This is a genomic window from Pararhizobium qamdonense, assembly GCF_029277445.1.
GTDB classification, from domain to species: domain Bacteria; phylum Pseudomonadota; class Alphaproteobacteria; order Rhizobiales; family Rhizobiaceae; genus Pararhizobium; species Pararhizobium qamdonense.
In genome coordinates this window covers 139,081-159,238 of sequence record NZ_CP119567.1, presented here as the reverse complement: position 1 = coordinate 159,238, position 20,158 = coordinate 139,081, and the positions used below count along the sequence as shown (strand labels likewise).

Below are 20,158 nucleotides of genomic sequence, written 5' to 3'. Positions count from 1 at the left end.
GTGATCATGTGCGATGATGGAGGGATACTCTTCCCCATCATCACCAGTCTTCGGTCCTGTGCTGCCGAAAAGACAATCAGGCAGCGGCGGCAAAGCCGTTCTGGCAGAGGTCCTTCAATTCTTCCAACGACATCGCATCCAGATCGAGGGCGTTCAGAAGATCGTTCTCGGCGGTAAAATCGCGACCATACATGGCCGAGAAGATCCGCACGCCTGCTTCGTGCAGCTCTGCCGGATGGCCAGCCAGGCGTCCGATCTTTGCCGTCATTACCAGGCCGAAGGGGACATCCTCCGTCACGTAGCGGCTGTCGGCCGTTGTCGGCCCGCTGCCGCCATTGCCGGCGTCGTGCATCTCCTGGTTCATCTGCGAAATGGAGCTGACCGGCACATGGAATGACAGATGGAAATGCTGGAAGATGTTGCGCACGTCAAGGCCGAGCTTGCTGGCAATCGCGATCCGTTCCTGGTCGAGCTCCTCCAGCAGACGCCCGACATTCGGCGTGACATTCTGCCCCTGGCTCCAGCTTTCGCCCCGCTCCATGCGCGTCATATTGCCAAGCGCGATGCCCATGTGATTTTGCGGATTGAGGTTGGACAGCGCGATCGCCATCAGGCTGCCGCGATCGAGAAAACGGTCGCCGAACAGATCTTTGCAAACGGCAATGCCCGCCGCGCTGCGCGAGGCCGGCACGGTTGCGATATCGACCTGTTTGCGCACCGTGTTCACATTGACCGATGTCGGACTGCGCTGCCGTCCGGACACTGCGGTCGTGCCCCAGGCAACGATCGTGGCAACGATGCCGCGCTCGGTGAGAAGACGTGACAGATAGAGCGCGCCAAAGGAGGCATGCGAACTGAAGATGACCGTCTGCTCCTGCGTCACGTAGGGCGCGATGGCGTCAAGCACGGTCTTGTGGCCATAGGCCGGCAGCGCGATGACCAGCGCGTCGGCGCCGGCAACGAGTTCGGCGGCCGTGGCCGCGACGGCGGGGTGGAACCTGCCCTGGATTGCGCCCTCGGCAATCAGTGGCTCGCCGGTGGCAAGGGCTTTTGTGCGCTCGCCCGATGGCGACCACAAGGTGACCTTGTGTCCCTGCTGCTCGACCAGGACGGCCGTTCCAAAGGCGATCGAACCCGCACCAACAATACCTACCCGCATCATAACTTCCTTTTCTGCTCACTCTGTCGAACCGGCCAAAACCCGGTCATTATTTTGGACGTATCGATGTCCGCTGTGTATTGGGCGCGACATCTCCGGATGCCACTACCAGAAATGCCCCGGCCCCGATCGGCCCAACGCTTTTCAGCGAATGGGGCACGTCGGCGGCGTAGCGTGCCGTCTCGCCTGCCCGCACGATCATCGTGCTGCCTGCACTGCGCACGACGATCTCGCCCTTGGTGCAGTGCAAATGCTCGATGGTTCCTGCCCCATGAGGGTCGCTTGCCAACTCGCCTTCGGCTTCGAAACTCAGGAGATACCATTCGATCAGCGAAACCATGTTGGCCGGAGACAGGATCTGCAGCGTGCAGGTTCCATCGGCGCTGCGGATAGTCGGCGTCAGATTGCCGGGCTGCAGATCGATGATCGATCCACCGCCGCGCTCCTCGCTGGCGCCGCCGATCAGGCTGTTCAGGTCGATCTTGAGCGCCCGGGTCAGATGCCAGAGCGTTCCATAGGTCGGATTGGCATTGCCGCGTTCAATTTCCGACAGCATCGAGCGGGAGACACCCGACATTGCCGCAAGCTCCGCAAGCGTCAGATTCAAGTCCTTCCGATAGGCCTGCAGGCGTGGCCCGATTTCGGGCGGATTGATGGACAGCATGCTTCTTCCCCCTTTGCCGAACCAGTACGCGCCGTGCCAATCAGTCTTTGACCGGCTCGCCAAGTGTGTGCATGAGCCGGTTGGCCCATCCGAACAGAGATGTGGACAGGATGAGATCGAGGATTTCGTCCTCTCCCAGCCCGGCCTCCACGAGCGCTGCCATATCGGCTGCATTTGCCTCGGGAGGGCATTTGGAAAGCTTGACCGCGAAGGACAGGATCGCCTTCAGGCGCGGATCGATCTCGGCATCCACACCGTCTGAAAAGATGGCAGCGATGACATCCTCATCCTTGGTCAGCTGATTGTAGCGGCTGGCGTGAACTGCCGCGCAATAGATGCAGCGATTGACGATGGACGCGCCGACCGCGCCGATTTCACGCTCGGCGCGCGACAGGCCACCACGATTGTACATGACCGCGTTGAACAGCGGCGATCTGTGTTTCAGCGTTTCGACGTCATGGGCAAGAACCAGAACGTAATCCGAAACCTTGGTGTTGGACGGTGTGATCTTCAGCGCATCCAGCTGCTCGGCGCTCGCCTCAGCAAGATCGAGCGGGGCCACATAGGGCTTCCAGACCGGGATCTCGGTGGTGAAGTCGTGCACGATGTTGCTCATACCAGCCCCCGCATCAATTGCAGGCCAACGGCGACCCTGATCTGATAGCTGACGAAAGCGACAAGTTCCGACAGCCGTACGATATCGGCATCGGCAATGCCCGCCTCCTGCAGCACTTCGATATCCCGGCGCGTTGCATCTTTGGGTGCATGCGCAACCAGATCGACATGCCGGATGAGCGCTTTCGCCCGCACATCGCTGCCGCCGTCAAACCAGATGTCAGCCAGACGGGCGGCGGCATCAGGCGCGCCCGCCTTGTCGAGCATCGCTTCAAAATGGTCTTCAAAGGCCTTGTGGTCATTGATCTTTGCGATGCGCAAGGCCAGCGCTGCGCGCTCGGCATGCGACAACCCGCCGGGATGTTCCGGTGTCAGGGCGCCGTCATGCGTCTGCTGCGTCAAGCCCATGATATCGGCCCTGCCCGCCACCACCTTTGCCAAGGCGCTGCCGGGCTCGATGCCGGCGATCACGGCAACCACGTCCTCATTTTCTACCATTTCATGGTCTCCTAAGCCTGCTTGCGGGCAGCGAGGTCAGCGCTGTCCGGCAGAGGCGAGGCTGTCCATTCATCGCCGCGCAATTCGGGCGTGTCGTAATCGAGCAGCCGCTGCCAATATTGGTCGAAATTCTCGGTATAGAGCTTGGCTGCAATCTCACGCGCCAGCCACGCCGCGCCTTCGCTGATGCCGGGAATATCGCCGCTGACCTTGCCGAGGCTTGCAGCTGCACCGGAATTGAAGCTGTGGATATTGGCAAGCCAGGGCGCCTGTCCGGGCTCGCGCTCAAGAAAGGTGAAATCATCGGCGAGATAGGGGAATTTGCCGAGATACGCGTTCTCTTCGCCCACCGGCGGGGCGTAACGGTCCTGCCATAACAGGATCTTGCCGGCATAACCGTCAAGCTCCTTGCGCGCCAGCGGATCGACGCCGAAGCCCGTCCCGAGAATGAGGAAGTCGGCGCGGACCGCATTGCCCTGCGATGTGGTGATGACAATTTCGTCGCCATCGAGTTCCGTCGTTTCGACGGCCGCGTCAAAATGGAATGAGGCGTTCGGATGCCGGCTGACGCGCATCGTCGATCCCCTGGGGGCCGGTGTCTGGGTGCGCAGCGAATAGTTCATGATCTGCCAGCGCCTGGCGTCACCCAGTTGCGGAAAGGCAGCGGTAAAGCCGAACGAGCCGATACCCATCAGTTTGTTGACGCGGGGCATTTCCTTGCGCCGGATGAGATGGCGCACTTCCGCCGCTCCCGCCTCAAGCGCCTCGGCGGCATTGTCGACGGCAGAGGCGCCGACGCCGACAACCACGACCCGCTTGCCGCGCAGGGCCGCAAAATCGATATCATGCGCGGAATGTGCCCAGTATTTTTGCGGCAGGTCTTTGACGAAGTCCGGGATGCTCGGATGGCCCATTCCGTCACGGCCGGTCGCCATGACGACCTTGCGGGCAAGCACCGATGTTTCCGTGGTGCCTTCGCCCGTCAGTGTCAGGCGCATCAGCTCACCCTCCGGCAGGATCGTCTTGACCTCGACGCTATTTTCAACCGGAAGGGCGAGCACCTTGCGGTACCAGCGGAGATAATCCATCCACATCGGGCGCGGAATCTTATCAAGGCTAGCCCAGGCGTCGTTGCCGAACTGGGCAATGTACCAGGCGCGAAAAGTCAGCGACGCCATGCCATAGGCGGGCCCGGTCAGTTGCTTGGGCGAGCGCAGGGTTTCCATGCGGGCATAGGTAAGCCATGGACCCTCAAGGCCCGGCTGATTGCGGTCGAAGATGCGGATGTTCTGGATGCCGGCACCGATCAGCGCGAAACTGGCGACCAGACCGCACATGCCGCCGCCGATGACGACGACATCGTGAACCGTCTCCCCGCCATCAGCGGCCGTCGGCACAACCCAGTTTGCCGGCGGATAGCACAGGCAGGCAAGATCATCGCGCACACGCTGTTCCAGTTCCTGCAGGCTCGTTGCCGCAGACTGGAGCGGTGTCTGTACATTATCGGACATGGGTCTCACCTCCGCTGCCGATGGAACCCATGGTTCGCAGCGGCCGCCTTCCTGCCTTGAGACCCGCACCGGAAGCGATGCGGGCCGCCATTGCTCAATTCTGAGCGTGCCGGTCCGGAATGACCGTCGTGGTTTCGGGCTTCCAGCCCAGCCAGATGTCTTCACCGCTCAGTTGGGCGACATCGCTGGGATGAACCAGCGTATTGAGCAAGGCGCCACCGGCAACCTCGACCATCATCGAGGTGTGATTGCCCTTGAACACGCGCTGGCGGATCTTGCCCTTGATGCGGTTGCCGCTTGTGGGCTCGCCCGCCGAGCAGTGGATCGCCTCCGGCCGCAGAACCACGTAGAGATGTTCGCCATGCCGGGGCGCAAGACCGCCGGGATTGGCCGTAATGGTGACGCCGTTCCAATCGAGAGCGGCGACATCACCCTCGGAGCTGATCACCGTGCTGCGCAACAGGTTGGTCTCGCCGATGAAATTGGCCACGAAGACGGAGCCCGGCCTGCCGTAGAGCGTGTTGGGATCACCCATCTGCTCGATGCGGCCCTTGTTCATGACCACGATCGTGTCGGACATCGTCAGCGCTTCTTCCTGATCGTGCGTCACGAACATGAAGGTCTTGCCGGTCTGTTCCTGGATCGCCTTGAGCTCGATCTGCATCTGTTGGCGCAGCTTGGCATCGAGTGCAGACAGTGGCTCGTCGAGAAGGAGAACGTCTGGATCCGGTGCCAGCGCGCGCATGAGCGCAACACGCTGGCGCTGGCCGCCGGACAGTTCCGCCGGCAGGCGATGGGCATAATCCTGCAGCTGCACGAGTTCGAGCAATTCCGACACCCGCCGGTGGATACGCTGGTTGTCGAAGCCTTTCAGTTCGAGGCCGAAGGCGATGTTCTTGGCGACGCTCATATGCGGAAACAGCGCGTAATCCTGGAACACGATATTCACGTTGCGCTTGTTGGGCGGAACGCGGGTCACATCCTTGCCGCTCAGCATGATGCGGCCGGATGTCGGCGTCTCGAAGCCGCCGAGCATGCGCAGCGAGGTGGATTTTCCGCAGCCGGAGGGTCCGAGCAGCGTGACGAACTTGCCGGCCTCGATGCTGAGGTTCAGGTTATCGACGGCGACATGCTTGCCGTAGCTCTTGTTGACATTGTCGAATTGGACGACGGGTTCCATCAGCGGGTCCTCGCGCGGCGGGTGATAAATTCGGCGTACAATCCGACGGCGGCCGTAACCACCAGGACAATCGTCGCCATTGCGTTGATTTCAGGAGACATGCCGCCCTGCACCTTGGCAAAGATCAGCATGGGCAGCGTGGGACGATAACCGCCAAGGAAGAACGTGCGGACGAAATCGTCGATCGACAGGAGGACGCAGAAGATCATGCCGCCAAACAGCGCCGGCCCCAGATAGGGAAGCGTGACGCGGAAGAAGGCAACGATATTGTCGGCTCCCAGATCCCGCGCCGCATCGACCAGATTGCTGGGCATGGAGCGAAGGCGTGTGAGAGCCATCACCACGACGAACGGCACCGCATGGACGGTATGGCCAAGGATGATGGCCGCCGTTCCCGTCGGCATATCGATCGTCGAGATGAAGATGCGCAACGAAATTGCCGAAATCATCCCCGGCACGACGGCAGGCAGGCAGGCGAGAGCAAAGATGATCGTCCGGCCACGGATGCCGTCGGCAACGATCAGCATGGCAATCCATGTCCCGAGCGTGGTTGCGGCAAGCGTTGCGGCGGCTGCGATCATGATCGAGTAAAGGCATGCCTCCAGGAACTGCTTGTCCTGCATGACCTTCACATACCAATCGAATGTCCAATCGCCGATCGGGAATGCGACGAAATTGGCATCCTTGAAGCTCATCGCCATCATTAAAGTGAGCGGCAGGAGCAGGTAAAGAATGAAGGCCCAGTAGAACGCCGTCAGCGTCGTGCGCGGCGCGTCGGAAACCATGTTGCGCATCAAAACGCACTCCTTTTCTTGCCGCCGACAAGGCGCATGAATATCCCCGCCGCAATCAGTGCCGTCACCAGCATGATCAGCGCGAAGGCCGCACCAACAGGCCATTTGTCACTGGCGCCATGGAAGAAGCCGCTGATCGTTTCGGGAAACAATACGGTGTTCGGACCGCCGAGCAGCATCGGGGTTGCAAAGACGCCGATGCAGGTCAGGAACACCAGCGAACAGCCTGATACGATACCGTCCTTGGACAGAGGCAGGATGATCCTGCGAAAGCGCGTGAACGGTCCGGCCCCGAGGTCGGAAGCTGCGTCCAGATACTGGGTTGGGATTTTTTCGATCGCCGAGTACAGCGGCAAAAGCATATAAAGGCAGATCAGATAGACCAAACCGAAGCCGAGCGAGAACGATGTGTAGAGCATCGGAATGGGCCGGTCGATCAGGCCGATCTCGCGCAAGAGCACGTTGACGGCGCCGCGATTGGCCAAAAGCATGATCACCGAAAACGTGCGGATCAGTTCGCCAGCCCAAAACGGTACCAGAAGCAGCAACAGCGCTTTTGACCGGCCTTCCGGCTTGACGATCTTGGCAACGTAATAGGCGACCGGGTAGACGACGACCAATGTGATGGCCGTTGCAGCCGTTGCAAAGACGAAGCTCTTGATCAGGGGCGTGAAATAAAGAGATTCCCGGAAGAAGATCGCATAGTTGGCCAGGGTAAAATGCGATCCCACGCCCGGCTGGATCGGGTAATGGGAGAGAAGACTGATCTTCAGCATCTGATAGATCGGACCGATATGCAGCATGATCAACCAGATCAGCGGCACGCCGGCCAGAAGGATGACGCGGCCGATCCGCGACTCGACCGCAGCGCCCAGCGTATGCCGGTACAGTGCGGAATTGACGATCTGCGCTATGCGGGTCGAATATTTGGGTATGGACGCACCGCGCCCTGCCGCATCCCCGGCTATCGTGTTGCTATTCACCATCAAACAATCTCGGTTGGCGCAGATCGGCCTGTACCGCCGTCTTGCCGGCGGTCAGTCATTGCGCGTTGTTGGAGGCCGGTGGCCCGCCCTGTCCGGAGATCACGCGAGTGCTCCGGAACAGGGTGGGGCCGATAGAGGCTTTGCCCGATCAGGCCGCCTTGACCTCTGCAGTCGCGCGGTCAATCATCTCGTTCTTCATGTCGCGGTTGACCGACGAGAAGAAGATGATGCGATCGACCTCTTCCTGCGGCAGCGTGGACGCGAGCTTTTCACGGTCGTTGAGCAGGTCGCCAACGCCATTCATTGTCGAGCTGTAGCCCGACTGGCGGGTCATCGCCGCGCCGACATCCGGGCTCGCCAGGATTGCATCGAGAAGCTTATAGGCATTCTCGGCATTCGGTGCGTTGTTGACGACGTTCAGCGTGTAGCAGAAGCCGAACGTGCCTTCCTTCGGAACCGACAATTGAATCGGGTGGCCGTCCATGATGAGCTTGGCAGCCGGACCGGACCACGAATGCGCAAGATAGATATCCTCGTTGATGAACATCTGCTGCACTTCGGAGCCGGCATCGTAATATTTGCGAACCATGTCCTTGTGCTTGATCAGCAAGTCGCGGGCTTCGTTGGTGGCTTTCTGGGCGATGTCCGGCTTGTCTGCATAGGTGACGAAGTCGCCGTCATGTCCGAGATACTGCATGGCAATCGTCATGAAATCGCTGACGATGTAGGATGTCTGGCCCTTATATTCCGGGTCGAACATGATCTCCCAGCTCGGCGCTTCCTTGACATAATCGACATTGCGGGCAAGGCCCTCATACCCGGCCAGGATCGGCAGGCCCCAAAGGTTGCCGTCGATGCGCGCCCAAGGGGCGTCCTGATAGGCGGTGTTGAGGTTTTTCCAGTTTGAAATCTTGCCGGTGTCGAGCGGCTGCAGCAGCTTTGAATTGATGAACTGCGAATAGCGGTGGCCGGCAACCGTCACGATGTCGGTTGAGGGATTGGCACCTTCAGCCGTCAGCAGATTGTACTGTTTTCCCTGGTCATCGGTCAGGCGGATTCTGACTTCGATACCGGTGTCCTTTTGAAACTTCTCCAGAAATTCCTGCGGCAGGAACTTGTCGTAAGTGGTTACGTTCAAGATGCCGTTTTCAGCCCAGGCAGCGCGCGGACGGATAATATAAGGCGCTGCAAGAACAGCTGCGCCGGCACCAAACAATTTCAACGCATTTCTGCGGGTCGTCGTCAACTTGTCACTCATTTAAGTTCCCCTTTTTTGATTTGAACTTGTATCGAGCCTTCAATCCGGAATGGCTTGCGTGCTTTTGAACACGGCTTCGCATCGGCCACATCCGTGCCCGGTCATTCATAAATCTGTTAAGACAGGCCTCCCAGCCTTTGTCCGGTATATCGTATTATGTATCCGGTAAATAGGAATTGATCTTTATACCGGATGATTGTCAAGCATCTTTTCAGTGAAATTTTAGGGGTATGTGACGGAGTTCAGTTCACGGACGGCGACATCGCGTTTGGAAAAGGCAGAAATCGATGCGCACTATAATTGAAGTTGCTATCGCCATACGCCCAGTCGTGGGCCCGTTTTCAACTTTGATCGGCGACGGCTCTTGACCTTGCCAGTGTTGGAACCTTTACCAATGGGACGAATCGAAAAACGCCTGCCGCGCTTATTTGGGCAATGTTTTTCCGGAGAAAACTTTTGGTCGAGACAGCTGCGGCAAGCAGCCGTGAAGCTTGGACGCGATGTATCGGATCCTATGCAGGACATTGCTGATTCTGATCAGACTGGCGATCGTCCTGTCGCTTGCCGGATATTCGCTATCGACAGCAACGGCGGCGATGCATGGCCCCTCATCTGCTGGCGCATCGACGCAGATGCCACACGTCATGCAGCATGGTGACGGCGCTCAAATGAGCGCGCACGATCATGGTGAAACAGCCTCTGCCGACGATGGCGCCTCGAAATCGGCCGAACAGGAATGCTGCAAGGGCTTTTGCATCGGTCTTGCCATCATAGCCTCAACCAACACCTTAGGTGCGCCGGTATTATCGCCGATCCGTGAATTCACCGATGACCAGCCATGGTTCGGTGAAATCCATTCCCTGTACCGCCCTCCAAGTCTCTGAACTGGACCGCCCGTCCTCACGGGCCTGAACGCGCTGGCGTGCTTCACTGCCGGCAGCGCAGCAGATATCTCCTGTTCGGATTACACCATGAAACGAAAATTTCTGGTGGTCGCCGTGCCGCTCCTTGCGAGCGGTTGCGCTGCCACGTCCCCTCCCGATGTCGGTGCTGCGGACGATCCCGCCAGCTCGCCGGCGCATATTCGTCCGCTGACCTACACCAACCCCGTCTCCGGCTATACACACCGTGGCCCCTCCGATCCCAAGCCATGGCGCGACCAGAATGACGCACAGGCTCCGCAGGGAGACGCGCCATGACCAAGCAGAAAATAACGGCAGTTCTTCTCTTGCCGCTCATTCTGAGTGGATGCGTCCAGGCGGCACAATATTCGCACGGCGATGCCGGATTTTCGTCGGTGTCCACGACAACGGCTGACGCGACGGGCAAACATACCGTCTGGATTCAGAACCGGCACGACGCTCAGGCAGCCGCAAAACTGGTCAAGGTGCTGCTGGTCAAGAAAAGCATCGACGCCGAGACGGCTGTGCAGATCGCTCTACTCAACAACAAGGGTCTTCAGGCTGCCTATGCCAGTCTTGGCGACGCGGCTGCAGATGCATGGCAATCGACCATGTTTGCCAACCCGGCCGTAGGTGTAGGACTGACCGGCATCGGCACGCCGGGATTGGCGGTGTTCAAGTCCGTGGAAGGCGTGCTCGCCACCAATATCGTCGCGCTCGCAACCCGGAAGAAAGCGATTGATATTGCCGGCAACGGATTTAGGAGAGCTCAGCTTGGCGCGGCTCTGCAAACGCTGCAGCTTGCAGCCGATACGAGGCGGGCGTGGATTACGGCGGTGGCGACCCGCGAAACGGCCGCCCAACTTTCAAAGGCGCAGGCTACAGCCGATGCTGCATCGGAACTTGCCAAGAAGCTCGGCGAAACGGGTGCGCTGACGAAGAGCGCTCAGGCGCGGCATCATGTCTTCTACGCCGAACTGGCCGGACAGACCGCCAAAGCCCGCCTTGACGCCCGCCTGGCCAAGGAGGAACTGACACGGCTCATGGGGCTCTGGGGACCGGACATCGATTACCAGCTTCCCAACCGGCTTGCGCAGCTTCCCAAGGGGCTGCTGACGCAGGATCAGATCGAGGCGGAAGCCTTACAAAGCCGGGTCGATCTGCAGATGGCCAGGCTCGATCTCGATGCCACGGCGCAGTCGTACAAGCTGACCGGAGCAACGCGGTATGTCACAGACCTGGAAATTTTAACCGGTTTCGAGACAGAGCGCGAACTGGAGGACGGCGTGAAGAAAGCCGATACGACGGGAAATATCGAGCTGGAATTCGCAATTCCGATCTTCGACACTGGCAAGGCGCGCATGCGCAAGGCGGAACTGGCCTATATGCGCGCCGCCAATCTGCTTGCGGAAAAGGCCGTGAACGTCCGCTCCGAAGCAAGGTCCGCCTACCAGGCTTACCGCGCGAACTACGATATCGCCCGGCACTTTCGCAACAGCGTCTTACCGCTCCGCGCTGATATCGAGGAGGAATCTCTGCTGACCTATAACGGCATGATCACCAACACATTCGAACTGCTCACCGACAGCCGCGAGACGATCAATTCGACCCTGCTCGCTGTCAACGCGAAACGTGATTTCTGGTTAGCCGAAGCCAACCTCGCGCCTGCCATTTATGGCGGCGGTGTGGGGGCAGCGGACGGCGGAGCGGATTTGGCAGCTGCCGCTGAAGGCAGCGGCGGTCACTGAGAAAGGACGACGATATGTTCAACAGACGACAAATGCTGGGCGCCGGGGCTGCCCTGATATCGAGTGCCGCATGGGCGAAAACCGCCAACATTGGGCTGCCGGACGCTGCCATGATGGAAACCGCGCAAACACAGACACCGGTGCGTCCCGCCTCAGGACCGGATTACACCCCGGTCGTGACGCTGAATGGCTGGACGCTTCCCCATCGGATGAATAACGGTGTCAAGGAATTCCACCTGGTTGCCGAACCCGTCGAGCGTGAAATGGCTGAGGGCATGACGGCGCGCCTCTGGGGCTATAACGGCCAGTCCCCCGGCCCGACGATCGAAGCGGTCGAGGGAGACCGCGTCCGCATCTTCGTGACAAACAAGCTGCCCGAACACACGACAGTGCACTGGCATGGCATGATCCTGCCATCCGGCATGGACGGGGTCGGTGGTTTGTCGCAACCGCATATTCCATCCGGCAAGACCTATGTCTACGAGTTCGACCTCGTCAAATCCGGCACCTTCATGTACCACCCGCATTCGGATGAAATGGTCCAGCTGGCGATGGGCATGATGGGGATGTTCGTCATCCATCCCAGGGACGAAACATTCATGCGCGTCGATCGGGATTTCGTGTTCCTGCTCAGCGCCTACGACATCGATCCCGGCAGCTACGTTCCGCGCGTCATGGAAATGACCGACTTTAACCTGTGGGCCTGGAACAGCCGCATCTTCCCGGGGATCGATCCGCTCGTGGTTACCAAGGACGACCGGGTTCGCGTGCGTGCCGGTAACCTCACCATGACGAACCATCCCATCCATATGCACGGATATGACGTCGAGGTGACCGGAACGGACGGTGGCTGGGTCCGGCCCGAGGCCCGCTGGCCCGAGGTCAGCATCGACATCCCCGTGGGTGCGATGCGTGCCTTCGAGTTCGACGCCAAATATCCGGGTGACTGGGCGATCCATTGCCACAAATCGCATCACACGATGAATGCGATGGGCCACGATATTCCGACCTTCATCGGCGTCGATAAGAAACAGGTGGCGGAAAAGATCAGGAAAATCCGCCCGGAATACATGCCGATGGGAACCGCAGGCATGGCCGATATGGGGCAGATGGACATGGAAATCCCGGAAAACACCATTGCGATGATGACCGGATGGGGTCCGCATGGCCCGATCGAGATGGGCGGCATGTTCTCCGTCGTCAAGGTCCGCGAGGGCGTTGCTGCCGATGATTACAGCGATCCCGGCTGGTACGAAAATCCGCCGGGGACGCAGGCCTTCGAGTGGACCGGCGAACTTCCCGGCGCGCCCAAAGCGAGGGATGCCAAAACAAAGGTCACCCCTAAACCCATGAAGCATGGCTGAAACGCATGTCTGCAACCGATCAAAGGACGACATCATGAAAACCGCAATCATCGCGCTGTTTCTCGCAGCGCTTGCTTCTCCGGCCCTCGGCTCCGGTTCCCATACCGGTGGACACAGCGACACCATGGCTGTTGGCGAGCCCGGTGCGAAAGCACAGGCCACCCAGACGATCCGTGTCGCCATGAAGGAGACGGACGACGGCCGAATGATCTTCACGCCGGACCATTTTAATGTCCGGCAAGGTCAGACCATCGTCTTTTCCATCAGAAACGCCGGTAAACTCGACCACGAATTCGTGCTCGATCAGGAAGACAAGGTCATGGAGCACAAGGCCGTGATGGAAAAATTCCCGGACATGGAACATGACGACCCCAACGCAATCCGGCTTTCCGCCGGAACATCCGGCGAGATCATCTGGAAGTTCACCAATGACGGCACGTTCAAGATCGCCTGCCTCGTTCCGGGTCATTACGATGCCGGCATGCATGGCGATGTCACCGTTTCCAGGAAATGACCTGCGTTCAAGGAGGAATGACGATGAAAACCATTCTCAAAATCACGGCAGCCGCCATGCTCGCCGCAACCATGACATCCGGCGCATTCGCTGCGGAATTCACCAGGGGCACGGTCAAGAAACTTGACGTCACGGCAAAGAAGGTGACGCTTATTCATGAGGAGCTGAAGGTGCTCGCCATGCCGGCGATGACCATGGTGTTCCGCGTCAAGGACGTCGCGCTTTTCGGCAAGCTCAAGGAAGGCACAAACGTGGAATTTGTCGCCGAGCGGATCGACGGCAAACTCACGGTCACGGACGTCAAATAATCCACGATCGCTGGCAACGTACGCGGCAGGTCATACCGCCGCGTGCGGACGCCGGTATTCCGTTGATCGTCAGAACGACGCCTTCAACTGGCCGCCGACATTCCAATCGGGCTTGTCCTGCTCGCGAAATGTTGCCGACAGCGACGTTTCGACCTTCCAGACACCGTCGAGCTTCCAGCCGACACGGCCGCCGATCGTTGCGAAGTTCTGATCGTCAGCGCTGCCCGAGACATCGCCGACCCAATCGACCGAGGCCTTGGCTCCGTTCTTACTTGCAAACGTCCTGCCGATCGCGCCTGAGACTGTATAGTCCAGTTGCCCTCCGGTATCGTGGCTCCAGGCAATTTCGGCGCTGACGGTGTCGGCCTTGGAACGGCCGCCCTTCACCGTGGCTGCAAACAGATTATCGCCAGTCGCCGTTTCGCGGTAGCCGTCGAGATCAAGCCAGGACCGGGTCACCCGGGCAGAAAAGGCGATTTCGTTGGCATCGTCGGGCGCATAGATCGCGCCGACACGCCCGTAGGCGTTGAACAGCGATCCGGACACCGCACTTCCGGCAAACACCATGTCATCGTTGTTGAGGTAACTGCGCGACAGGTTGGCCGAGACTTTTGGCGAGCCCCAGGCGCCGACCTCGCCAAATGCGCGCCATTGTGCTTCCGGGGTGGTATAACGTGCCGCGCCAGCCAGAAGGGCGAGCGTATCGATGGAAACATCTGTCCTGTTCGGGTTCACGATCGCGGCGCCACCGAGAAGGCTTACGCCATTTCCGGCGTTCCAGCGTCCGTTGAAGCCGGCCGCTGCATCCGAGCTGCCAAAGGCGCTAAGGTAGCTGTCGCTGTCAAACCGCTGCGACTGGCCGAGCAGGTTTTGCGCAGTGTCCATCAGATCCAGCATGATCGACTGCCTCTGGCGCGCCAGCTGATCGACCGAATTTGTCACCGACTGCGCGGTGGTGAAACCGAGCCGGGCGAAATCGATCGTATCGAGAAAGAGACCGGCCTCAAGATCTGCCGCATTCAGCGGTCCGGTCGCACCGACAACAACCGATAATTCAAGCGTATCCGAGCCCGACACGCCGACGCGATTGCCCACGGAAACGTCATCCTCCAGCGGACCGGTGATCTGATGGTTCAGGACCGTCTTGCCATCCTGTTGCGCGACGATGGTGGCTGTCTGCCCATCCTGCGTGGTGACGAAGCCGCGATAATCGACCTGATAGACGGAATAGCCGCCAGGTTTGGTGACGGGAACGCTCAGATTGCAGGTGCTCGTTACACGCGTTGTTCCCGACGAGCCGCCCGCTGTTGCGGAGAAATCATCAAACAGGAAACTGGTCGCATTGCCATCCGGCGACGTCACACTCGAAAACGTGCCATCAGCGCAGCCATTCGCCGCATGCGCCTGACTGCCAGCAGCGTTCAAAAGTGCAAGGGCAAACAAGTTTACAGTCAGATAAACGGGGGGACGCATGACAATTAACCCTCATAAAAACAGGGGGGCAGCATCAAGCTGCTGCCCCGATCCGCCTCGTATTAGCGGCAGGTGCGCCACTGCAGCTGATAGACGATGGCAGCTTTCACGTCCTGCGTATCGACCGTTGCCATGGCCTCCTGGTTTTTCGAGGTGTTGACGCGAATGCTGGAATTCGTCCGGAGGTTCACGTCCTCGCCGCAAGCCGACCAGATCAGGGAATCGGCCACTAGCTTGTTGGAGATCAGGTAATCCTTTTCCTTCGGGCCTGTGAATGTCTGGGCAAAGGACGGGCCACGGGTGCCGGCAAAGAAATATTCGACGTTGAACTGCGAGCGGGCGCCGCGCGGCAACTGGTTGAATCCGCGATAGTCGATCGCCAGGACCGAGACGCTGCGGCCTTGCGGAACATGCACGGGAATAGCGACATTGCAGGTCTTGCGATCGAACGATTTGCCTGTCTCGCCACCGGCTTCAACGACATAGTTGTCAAACAGCAGGCTGAGCGCTTTTCCATCCGGGCTGATTGTCGCCGACACGCTGTCTGAGGGGCAGCCGCTACCGCCATAGCCTGGAACGCCAAGGGAGATGTCGTCTGCATAAGCCGTGGAGGCAACGAACAGGGATGCGAATAAGATACCGATAGCCTTCATGTGATTTCCTCGGTGTTGAAAAACGAAGCGACTGCTTCGCCTAGAAATAGGGGTGCTGATCTGAACCTTTGATGAGCACTGCGTTCATCTAGAAGTCATTTAGCAAAGGTCTATGTCTAAGAAGGCCTGATTAATAAACTTTTAAGCAAACACGACCGAAAGCGTGCCGTTCGAAGGCAAAACTATGGCACGCATTTTCTTCAAATCGCGCTCATGAAACGCGGCGTCACTTTTTCACAACCATGAGGAATGCGGGAGGATAAGCATGCAAAAAACGATGATGATCTGCCGGGCCTTTGCGATCATTGCCGCGATGGGATTTGTCGCCACGGGTTGCTCGACAGACAAGCCGGCCGTGTCCGGAAAGTCCCATGCACCATCCGCCCAACTGCTCGAACATCAACGCAAGCAAAAAATCCGGTTTGAGGAGGGGAACTACAAACGGCTCTACCGTCCAAAGATCTGCCAGGGCCGGGTAAATTGCGAGCGTTGAGTCGAAACTAAGATGGAAGATTGCAGCACCAAGCGTGGCTGGAGATATAACAACATGCCTCAGTGCGTCATGCCGGATTTGATCGCCTCGACCGCAAGCGCCTCGCCGCCTTGCGACTGTGGGACATCATACTGTCTGCGTGCCTTGGTTTTCATTTTCAACAGCGAAAGCAATTCATAGCCTCCGGTCCACCGGCCAAACCCGCTTTCGATGTTGATATGTCCGGCTGGGCCAAGGTTTCTGACCTGCGTCTTCCACAGACGGCCGTAAAGCGACAGGCTTTCGAGCGGCATGTAGATATCGTTCAGGCTTCCGACCGTAATTGTTGGAAAGGGTAGAACGCGGGTCGGCATCCGGCCGAAGTGGATGGCGCCGGGATGGAGATTTTCAGTGGTGGAGAGATCGCAGGGTGCAACCAGCAAGGCGCCCTTGATCAGCTTTGCCGCCGGCCGGTCGGCGCATTTGGCGGCCAGCAGACAGCCAAGGCTATGGGCAACGATATAGGCCGGCCCTTCCTGAACAAGCACCTCTTCTAGGCGCTGCGTCCAGGCTTCAACCCTTGGGGCTTTCCAATCGTCCTGCTCGACCAAACGGCTTTGCGCATCGTCCTTCAGCCAATATCGCTGCCAATGTCCGTCATCGGAGCCGTTCAATCCGGGCAAGATCAGGGTAGGCATCATGTCATTGCTCCTCACCGCGCACCACCGTCAGCTCTGGAACGAGCGTGACCGCTCTAACGCGGAGATTTCGTCCGAAATTTCGGAGATGCGCTCGCGCAGATCACGCCGCTCCCGGTAGCCCATTCCGCATAAACCTGCATCATTCAGATCCAATTTTGCTTCCAGTTGATCCCTCATGTTTTGAAGGCGGTCGAAATGTCTCAGCAGGCTCATCATGTCCTCACATCGCAGTGCGAAATCCCTTGAACAGTCGGTCAGGGCCGAGGAAGCATTATTGTCTATAAAACGAGTAGACAAAAGAAACTGCAAACTATCCGTGACCGCTGTTGCGGAAATTCGAGGCTGCCAGTCGTGGAGCAAAGGGAAAAACGCGTCGGGCAACTTAAGGGGTCAACCTTCCGCCCGGTATGAGCCGCGGCGTGGCACCGAGACCGTCACACGGCAGGCATCTCCCGGTCGCCGCACGGGTAAACGTTAGAAAGATTGTTTCACCACGGGTAAAAAAATGCGGCCTGGGATCGGACTTTGGGCAATTTGTTTAATTTTCAGGCAGCGGCAGGATGCCGTTCGTTGTTTTTCGCCGTCGCGGTCAGCATAATGGCGACGGTTGAAGTTTCCGATCCCTCTCCTCCCGGGCCATCGCCTTCAACCGTTCCCTCTGGAGGTTGATCCTTCAAGACTCGGGGTCTCCCTTTACCGGAGGCCCTTTTTTTTGGTCATTTCAATCGCCGCGACGCCTGTTCAAGCCGTGATCTGCGTCCGCCGCCGCAATATCTCGATCTCATGCCGGTCCAGCGGACGGGCCGATCCTTTTGCCAGGTCACCCAGTTTGATATCGTCGATCGCAACCCGGATAAGGCGAAGGCATTCCATGTCCAGCCCTTTGAGCATTCGCCGAATCTGCCGGTAGCGGCCCTCCCGCAGTTCCACTTCAATCCACGTGTTTCTGTCACCTGAGCGTAACATCCGAACAGATGATGCTTTGAGCATCTCGCCGCCCTCGCAGACGCCGCGCCGCATCTGGGCGATCACGCTGTCAACCGCGATGCCTTTGACCTGGACATGATAGATTTTGCCGACATTGGTCACGGGATCGAGCAGGCGCTGGGCCAGCACCGTATCGTTGGTAAACAACAGCAATCCCTCGCTTGCCTTGTCCAGCCGGCCAACGGGAGAGAGGAAGGGATTGTCCATCTGCGCAAGACAATCAAAGACCGTTGGCCGCCCCTCCGGATCGACCCTCGTCGTCACCATGCCGCGTGGTTTGTTGAGCATGAGATAGACGCTGGACTGGGCAACAAGCCGGATGCCATCGACCGCAATGATATCGGTGCGAATATCCGCCCAGGTCAGGATGTCGCTCACCACCCGTCCGCCAAGCGTGACGCGCCGCTCAGCGACCAGCTTTTCGGCCTGTGTGCGGGAACAATAGCCAAGTTTGGAAAGGGCACGGCAAATGGTTGCGCGCGCACCGGTGTCAGATGCCTGTCGAGCCAAGATGAATTATACCGGACGTTTGCCGCTGCGCTGAAACACACCGCATCGACTGCTGCCGTGCAGCCTGTCAGCTGCGCAGCGCGATCAAATGCCGGTGGCTATCGAAATCCCAAAAACCTGTAACAGGCGCAAAGCGGTGGAGTGGATCATGTCGGAAACCTGGCCGTCCCGAACGTCAAGCCAGGGCTTCTTCAACGTTCGGGCTAGGTGCCGGTTTTCGAGAGTTTAGACTCTCGCCGAAGGTGGATCACGATATGCGACATCATGCCGTTCGATTGGGCGAAACCCTGCCCCGAGTCAAGCCGTTTAACGCCAACCTGATCGGCTCTGGAGAGGTCGCGCCGGTATTTTTGTTGACGCCTGCAACACTTAACTGCTTGATGGCCACCGGATATGAAACCCAACCATACGATGCCAAACCCTTACGGAGTAGATCATGACGAACGATACAAAGGGTCTCTTGGCTGGACAGAACGAGGGACGTGGCGCCTATGTTCTGGCGGCCACCTGCGACCTCAACGGCTGCTTTCGCGGCAAACGGGTTGAGGCCGCATCGCTCGACAAGATCCTGAAGAACGGCATCCGCATGCCGATGTCCTCCATTGGCGTCGATATCTGGGGCACCGATGTGTTCGCAAATTCCCTGACGCTCGATCAGGGCGATCTGGATGGCATCTGCGAGCCGACGGAGCGCGGACCGATCCCGTTGGCCTGGTCGGCGACGCAGGCGCAATTCGTGCCGATGTGGATGCGCGCCGAGACCGGCGAACCGTTTTTTGGCGATCCGCGCCGCACGCTCGCCGATATCCTCGACCGGTTCCGCGCCGTGCAACTCACCCCCGTCGTCGCGACCGAAGTGGAGTTCTATCTGATCGATCCCAATTCGCCACGGGCAAAGCCCTTGACCAGAATGCCGACCGGCCATGCGGATGCAAAGGATACGATCTACTCTCTGGAGGAATTGGCCGAAGTCGGTCCTTTCCTCGACGATGTCTATGCCATGGCCGCCGCTTGCGGTGTCGCCGTCGATGCCGCGACCTCGGAGAGCGGCCCGAGCCAATTCGAGTTCAATCTCGTGCACGGTCCCGATGCGCTTGAGGTGGCCGACAACACCGTCTTCTTCAAGCAGATCGTCCGCAATATGGCCCGCAAACACGGGTTTGCCGCAACCTTCATGGCCAAGCCCTATCCGGCACATTCCGGCAGCGGGTTGCACGTGCATTTCAGCATCGTCGATGCGCAAGGCCGCAATGTATTCGACAATGGCGGTCCGGAAGGCACTGTCTTGATGCGCCAGGCCGTAGCCGGACTGATCGAAGCCATGCCCGGCTGCACCGCTTTGTTTGCGCCGCATCTGAATTCGTTTCGCAGGCTTTGCCCGGAGAGCCTGGCGCCCACCACAGCGGCCTGGGGCTATGAAAACCGCACCGCCGCCATTCGCATTCCCGGCGGTCCCACTGCCGCCCGCCGCATCGAACACCGCGTAGCAGGCATCGATGCCAATCCCTATCTCGTGATTGCAGCCATCCTTGGCGCAGCCATTGACGGCATCAACAGGCGCGCAGAACCGCCATTGCCGACTGCCGGCAACACCTATGCCAGCGACGCCAAATCACTGCCCGCCACATGGCCGACGGCGCTTGATCTTTTCGAGCAGAGCGACATCGTCAAACGGATTTTTCAGCCGAAGCTCCTCGAGATGTTCTCGACCTGCAAACGCCAGGAACTCGCCGTGTTCAACCGCGACATTTCAGATCTGGAATATGCAAGCTACCTGCACAGCGTCTGACGCGACGGCAAGTACGGCCTTTACGCAAACGCCGCCCGTTTGAGATCGCTTGCTTAAACTGCCGAAGAAGAA

22 protein-coding genes are annotated in these 20,158 nt (G+C 59.0%); 8 read left to right on the top strand and 14 right to left on the bottom strand.

Translation table 11 applies throughout. The features are described 5' to 3' along the window. Nucleotides 1-76: 76 nt before the first annotated feature. The 9 genes from PYR65_RS22040 to PYR65_RS22000 all read right to left on the bottom strand — a co-directional run bounded on the left by PYR65_RS22040 (nucleotide 77) and on the right by PYR65_RS22000 (nucleotide 8,665). Nucleotides 77-1,159 carry an NAD/NADP-dependent octopine/nopaline dehydrogenase family protein gene (locus PYR65_RS22040; RefSeq protein WP_276121588.1) on the bottom strand — a complete coding sequence of 361 codons (1,083 nt, stop codon included), beginning with the start codon at nucleotides 1,157-1,159 and terminating at the stop codon, nucleotides 77-79. 49 nt (nucleotides 1,160-1,208) lie between these two features. Further along, nucleotides 1,209-1,823, bottom strand: a complete 615-nt coding sequence (locus PYR65_RS22035) for a helix-turn-helix domain-containing protein (RefSeq protein WP_276121587.1) — start codon at nucleotides 1,821-1,823, stop codon at nucleotides 1,209-1,211. Between the two features lie 40 nt (nucleotides 1,824-1,863). Next, nucleotides 1,864-2,439 carry a peroxidase-related enzyme gene (locus PYR65_RS22030; RefSeq protein ID WP_276121586.1) on the bottom strand — a complete coding sequence of 192 codons (576 nt, stop codon included), beginning with the start codon at nucleotides 2,437-2,439 and terminating at the stop codon, nucleotides 1,864-1,866. Continuing rightward, complete coding sequence (locus PYR65_RS22025; RefSeq protein WP_276121585.1) at nucleotides 2,436-2,936, bottom strand: CMD domain-containing protein; 501 nt, start codon at nucleotides 2,934-2,936, stop codon at nucleotides 2,436-2,438. The genes PYR65_RS22030 and PYR65_RS22025 overlap by 4 nt, the downstream gene beginning before the upstream one ends. Before the next feature lie 11 nt (nucleotides 2,937-2,947). Next, the gene (locus PYR65_RS22020) at nucleotides 2,948-4,447 is read right to left on the bottom strand and encodes an NAD(P)-binding domain-containing protein (RefSeq protein WP_276121584.1); all 1,500 of its coding nucleotides are present in this window, start codon (nucleotides 4,445-4,447) and stop codon (nucleotides 2,948-2,950) included. 94 nt (nucleotides 4,448-4,541) lie between these two features. Next, nucleotides 4,542-5,627: an ABC transporter ATP-binding protein gene (locus PYR65_RS22015; protein ID WP_276121583.1), complete on the bottom strand. Its 1,086-nt coding sequence runs from the start codon at nucleotides 5,625-5,627 to the stop codon at nucleotides 4,542-4,544. Further along, nucleotides 5,627-6,421: an ABC transporter permease gene (locus tag PYR65_RS22010; protein ID WP_276121582.1), complete on the bottom strand. Its 795-nt coding sequence runs from the start codon at nucleotides 6,419-6,421 to the stop codon at nucleotides 5,627-5,629. Before PYR65_RS22010 ends, PYR65_RS22015 begins: the two co-directional genes overlap by 1 nt. Next, nucleotides 6,421-7,407, bottom strand: a complete 987-nt coding sequence (locus tag PYR65_RS22005) for an ABC transporter permease (protein ID WP_276121581.1) — start codon at nucleotides 7,405-7,407, stop codon at nucleotides 6,421-6,423. The genes PYR65_RS22010 and PYR65_RS22005 overlap by 1 nt, the downstream gene beginning before the upstream one ends. A gap of 148 nt (nucleotides 7,408-7,555) precedes the next feature. Further along, nucleotides 7,556-8,665 carry an extracellular solute-binding protein gene (locus PYR65_RS22000; protein WP_060637601.1) on the bottom strand — a complete coding sequence of 370 codons (1,110 nt, stop codon included), beginning with the start codon at nucleotides 8,663-8,665 and terminating at the stop codon, nucleotides 7,556-7,558. A 524-nt stretch (nucleotides 8,666-9,189) separates the two neighbouring features. Between PYR65_RS22000 and PYR65_RS21995 the strand changes: the two genes are divergently transcribed. From PYR65_RS21995 to PYR65_RS21970, 6 genes are all read left to right on the top strand, one after another. Next, on the top strand, nucleotides 9,190-9,549 hold the full coding sequence (locus PYR65_RS21995; protein ID WP_328518514.1) for a hypothetical protein: 360 nt from the start codon (nucleotides 9,190-9,192) through the stop codon (nucleotides 9,547-9,549). Nucleotides 9,550-9,636: 87 nt separating this feature from the next. After that, nucleotides 9,637-9,864, top strand: a complete 228-nt coding sequence (locus PYR65_RS21990; RefSeq protein ID WP_276121580.1) for a hypothetical protein — start codon at nucleotides 9,637-9,639, stop codon at nucleotides 9,862-9,864. Then, nucleotides 9,861-11,315 (top strand): TolC family protein, encoded by a 1,455-nt coding sequence (locus PYR65_RS21985; protein WP_276121579.1) that lies wholly within the window; start codon nucleotides 9,861-9,863, stop codon nucleotides 11,313-11,315. The genes PYR65_RS21990 and PYR65_RS21985 overlap by 4 nt, the downstream gene beginning before the upstream one ends. 14 nt (nucleotides 11,316-11,329) lie before the next feature. Further along, nucleotides 11,330-12,679: a multicopper oxidase family protein gene (locus PYR65_RS21980; RefSeq protein WP_276121578.1), complete on the top strand. Its 1,350-nt coding sequence runs from the start codon at nucleotides 11,330-11,332 to the stop codon at nucleotides 12,677-12,679. A gap of 34 nt (nucleotides 12,680-12,713) precedes the next feature. Further along, nucleotides 12,714-13,193, top strand: a complete 480-nt coding sequence (locus tag PYR65_RS21975) for a cupredoxin domain-containing protein (RefSeq protein ID WP_276121577.1) — start codon at nucleotides 12,714-12,716, stop codon at nucleotides 13,191-13,193. Nucleotides 13,194-13,216: 23 nt separating this feature from the next. Next, nucleotides 13,217-13,501 carry a copper-binding protein gene (locus PYR65_RS21970; RefSeq protein ID WP_276121576.1) on the top strand — a complete coding sequence of 95 codons (285 nt, stop codon included), beginning with the start codon at nucleotides 13,217-13,219 and terminating at the stop codon, nucleotides 13,499-13,501. Between the two features lie 69 nt (nucleotides 13,502-13,570). Here the strand turns inward: PYR65_RS21970 and PYR65_RS21965 are convergent, their stop codons facing one another. Both PYR65_RS21965 and PYR65_RS21960 read right to left on the bottom strand, forming a co-directional pair. Further along, nucleotides 13,571-14,974 (bottom strand): DUF4360 domain-containing protein, encoded by a 1,404-nt coding sequence (locus PYR65_RS21965; protein WP_276121575.1) that lies wholly within the window; start codon nucleotides 14,972-14,974, stop codon nucleotides 13,571-13,573. 62 nt (nucleotides 14,975-15,036) lie between these two features. Further along, nucleotides 15,037-15,627, bottom strand: a complete 591-nt coding sequence (locus PYR65_RS21960; RefSeq protein WP_060637594.1) for a DUF4360 domain-containing protein — start codon at nucleotides 15,625-15,627, stop codon at nucleotides 15,037-15,039. Nucleotides 15,628-15,892: 265 nt separating this feature from the next. On the opposite strand from PYR65_RS21960, the gene PYR65_RS21955 reads away from it, so the two are divergent. Continuing rightward, nucleotides 15,893-16,120 (top strand): hypothetical protein, encoded by a 228-nt coding sequence (locus tag PYR65_RS21955; protein ID WP_276121574.1) that lies wholly within the window; start codon nucleotides 15,893-15,895, stop codon nucleotides 16,118-16,120. Between the two features lie 59 nt (nucleotides 16,121-16,179). Here PYR65_RS21955 and PYR65_RS21950 read toward each other — a convergent pair whose 3' ends face one another. From PYR65_RS21950 to PYR65_RS21940, 3 genes are all read right to left on the bottom strand, one after another. Beyond that, nucleotides 16,180-16,800 carry an RBBP9/YdeN family alpha/beta hydrolase gene (locus tag PYR65_RS21950; protein ID WP_276121573.1) on the bottom strand — a complete coding sequence of 207 codons (621 nt, stop codon included), beginning with the start codon at nucleotides 16,798-16,800 and terminating at the stop codon, nucleotides 16,180-16,182. Nucleotides 16,801-16,827: 27 nt separating this feature from the next. Next, nucleotides 16,828-17,016, bottom strand: a complete 189-nt coding sequence (locus tag PYR65_RS21945; RefSeq protein ID WP_328518513.1) for a hypothetical protein — start codon at nucleotides 17,014-17,016, stop codon at nucleotides 16,828-16,830. A gap of 525 nt (nucleotides 17,017-17,541) precedes the next feature. Further along, on the bottom strand, nucleotides 17,542-18,297 hold the full coding sequence (locus PYR65_RS21940) for a pseudouridine synthase (protein ID WP_276121572.1): 756 nt from the start codon (nucleotides 18,295-18,297) through the stop codon (nucleotides 17,542-17,544). A gap of 436 nt (nucleotides 18,298-18,733) precedes the next feature. On the opposite strand from PYR65_RS21940, the gene PYR65_RS21935 reads away from it, so the two are divergent. Continuing rightward, on the top strand, nucleotides 18,734-20,086 hold the full coding sequence (locus PYR65_RS21935; protein ID WP_276121571.1) for a glutamine synthetase family protein: 1,353 nt from the start codon (nucleotides 18,734-18,736) through the stop codon (nucleotides 20,084-20,086). Nucleotides 20,087-20,158: the final 72 nt, after the last annotated feature.

Bases quoted from the DNA above. Each gene is read 5' to 3' on its own strand.
- PYR65_RS22040 (WP_276121588.1), bottom strand. From the start codon at position 1,159: ATGCGGGTAGGTATTGTTGGTGCGGGTTCGATCGCCTTTGGAACGGCC.
- PYR65_RS22035 (WP_276121587.1), bottom strand. From the start codon at position 1,823: ATGCTGTCCATCAATCCGCCCGAAATCGGGCCACGCCTGCAGGCCTAT.
- PYR65_RS22030 (WP_276121586.1), bottom strand. From the start codon at position 2,439: ATGAGCAACATCGTGCACGACTTCACCACCGAGATCCCGGTCTGGAAG.
- PYR65_RS22025 (WP_276121585.1), bottom strand. From the start codon at position 2,936: ATGGTAGAAAATGAGGACGTGGTTGCCGTGATCGCCGGCATCGAGCCC.
- PYR65_RS22020 (WP_276121584.1), bottom strand. From the start codon at position 4,447: ATGTCCGATAATGTACAGACACCGCTCCAGTCTGCGGCAACGAGCCTG.
- PYR65_RS22015 (WP_276121583.1), bottom strand. From the start codon at position 5,627: ATGGAACCCGTCGTCCAATTCGACAATGTCAACAAGAGCTACGGCAAG.
- PYR65_RS22010 (WP_276121582.1), bottom strand. From the start codon at position 6,421: ATGCGCAACATGGTTTCCGACGCGCCGCGCACGACGCTGACGGCGTTC.
- PYR65_RS22005 (WP_276121581.1), bottom strand. From the start codon at position 7,407: ATGGTGAATAGCAACACGATAGCCGGGGATGCGGCAGGGCGCGGTGCG.
- PYR65_RS22000 (WP_060637601.1), bottom strand. From the start codon at position 8,665: ATGAGTGACAAGTTGACGACGACCCGCAGAAATGCGTTGAAATTGTTT.
- PYR65_RS21990 (WP_276121580.1), top strand. From the start codon at position 9,637: ATGAAACGAAAATTTCTGGTGGTCGCCGTGCCGCTCCTTGCGAGCGGT.
- PYR65_RS21985 (WP_276121579.1), top strand. From the start codon at position 9,861: ATGACCAAGCAGAAAATAACGGCAGTTCTTCTCTTGCCGCTCATTCTG.
- PYR65_RS21980 (WP_276121578.1), top strand. From the start codon at position 11,330: ATGTTCAACAGACGACAAATGCTGGGCGCCGGGGCTGCCCTGATATCG.
- PYR65_RS21975 (WP_276121577.1), top strand. From the start codon at position 12,714: ATGAAAACCGCAATCATCGCGCTGTTTCTCGCAGCGCTTGCTTCTCCG.
- PYR65_RS21970 (WP_276121576.1), top strand. From the start codon at position 13,217: ATGAAAACCATTCTCAAAATCACGGCAGCCGCCATGCTCGCCGCAACC.
- PYR65_RS21965 (WP_276121575.1), bottom strand. From the start codon at position 14,974: ATGCGTCCCCCCGTTTATCTGACTGTAAACTTGTTTGCCCTTGCACTT.
- PYR65_RS21960 (WP_060637594.1), bottom strand. From the start codon at position 15,627: ATGAAGGCTATCGGTATCTTATTCGCATCCCTGTTCGTTGCCTCCACG.
- PYR65_RS21955 (WP_276121574.1), top strand. From the start codon at position 15,893: ATGCAAAAAACGATGATGATCTGCCGGGCCTTTGCGATCATTGCCGCG.
- PYR65_RS21950 (WP_276121573.1), bottom strand. From the start codon at position 16,800: ATGATGCCTACCCTGATCTTGCCCGGATTGAACGGCTCCGATGACGGA.
- PYR65_RS21945 (WP_328518513.1), bottom strand. From the start codon at position 17,016: ATGATGAGCCTGCTGAGACATTTCGACCGCCTTCAAAACATGAGGGAT.
- PYR65_RS21935 (WP_276121571.1), top strand. From the start codon at position 18,734: ATGACGAACGATACAAAGGGTCTCTTGGCTGGACAGAACGAGGGACGT.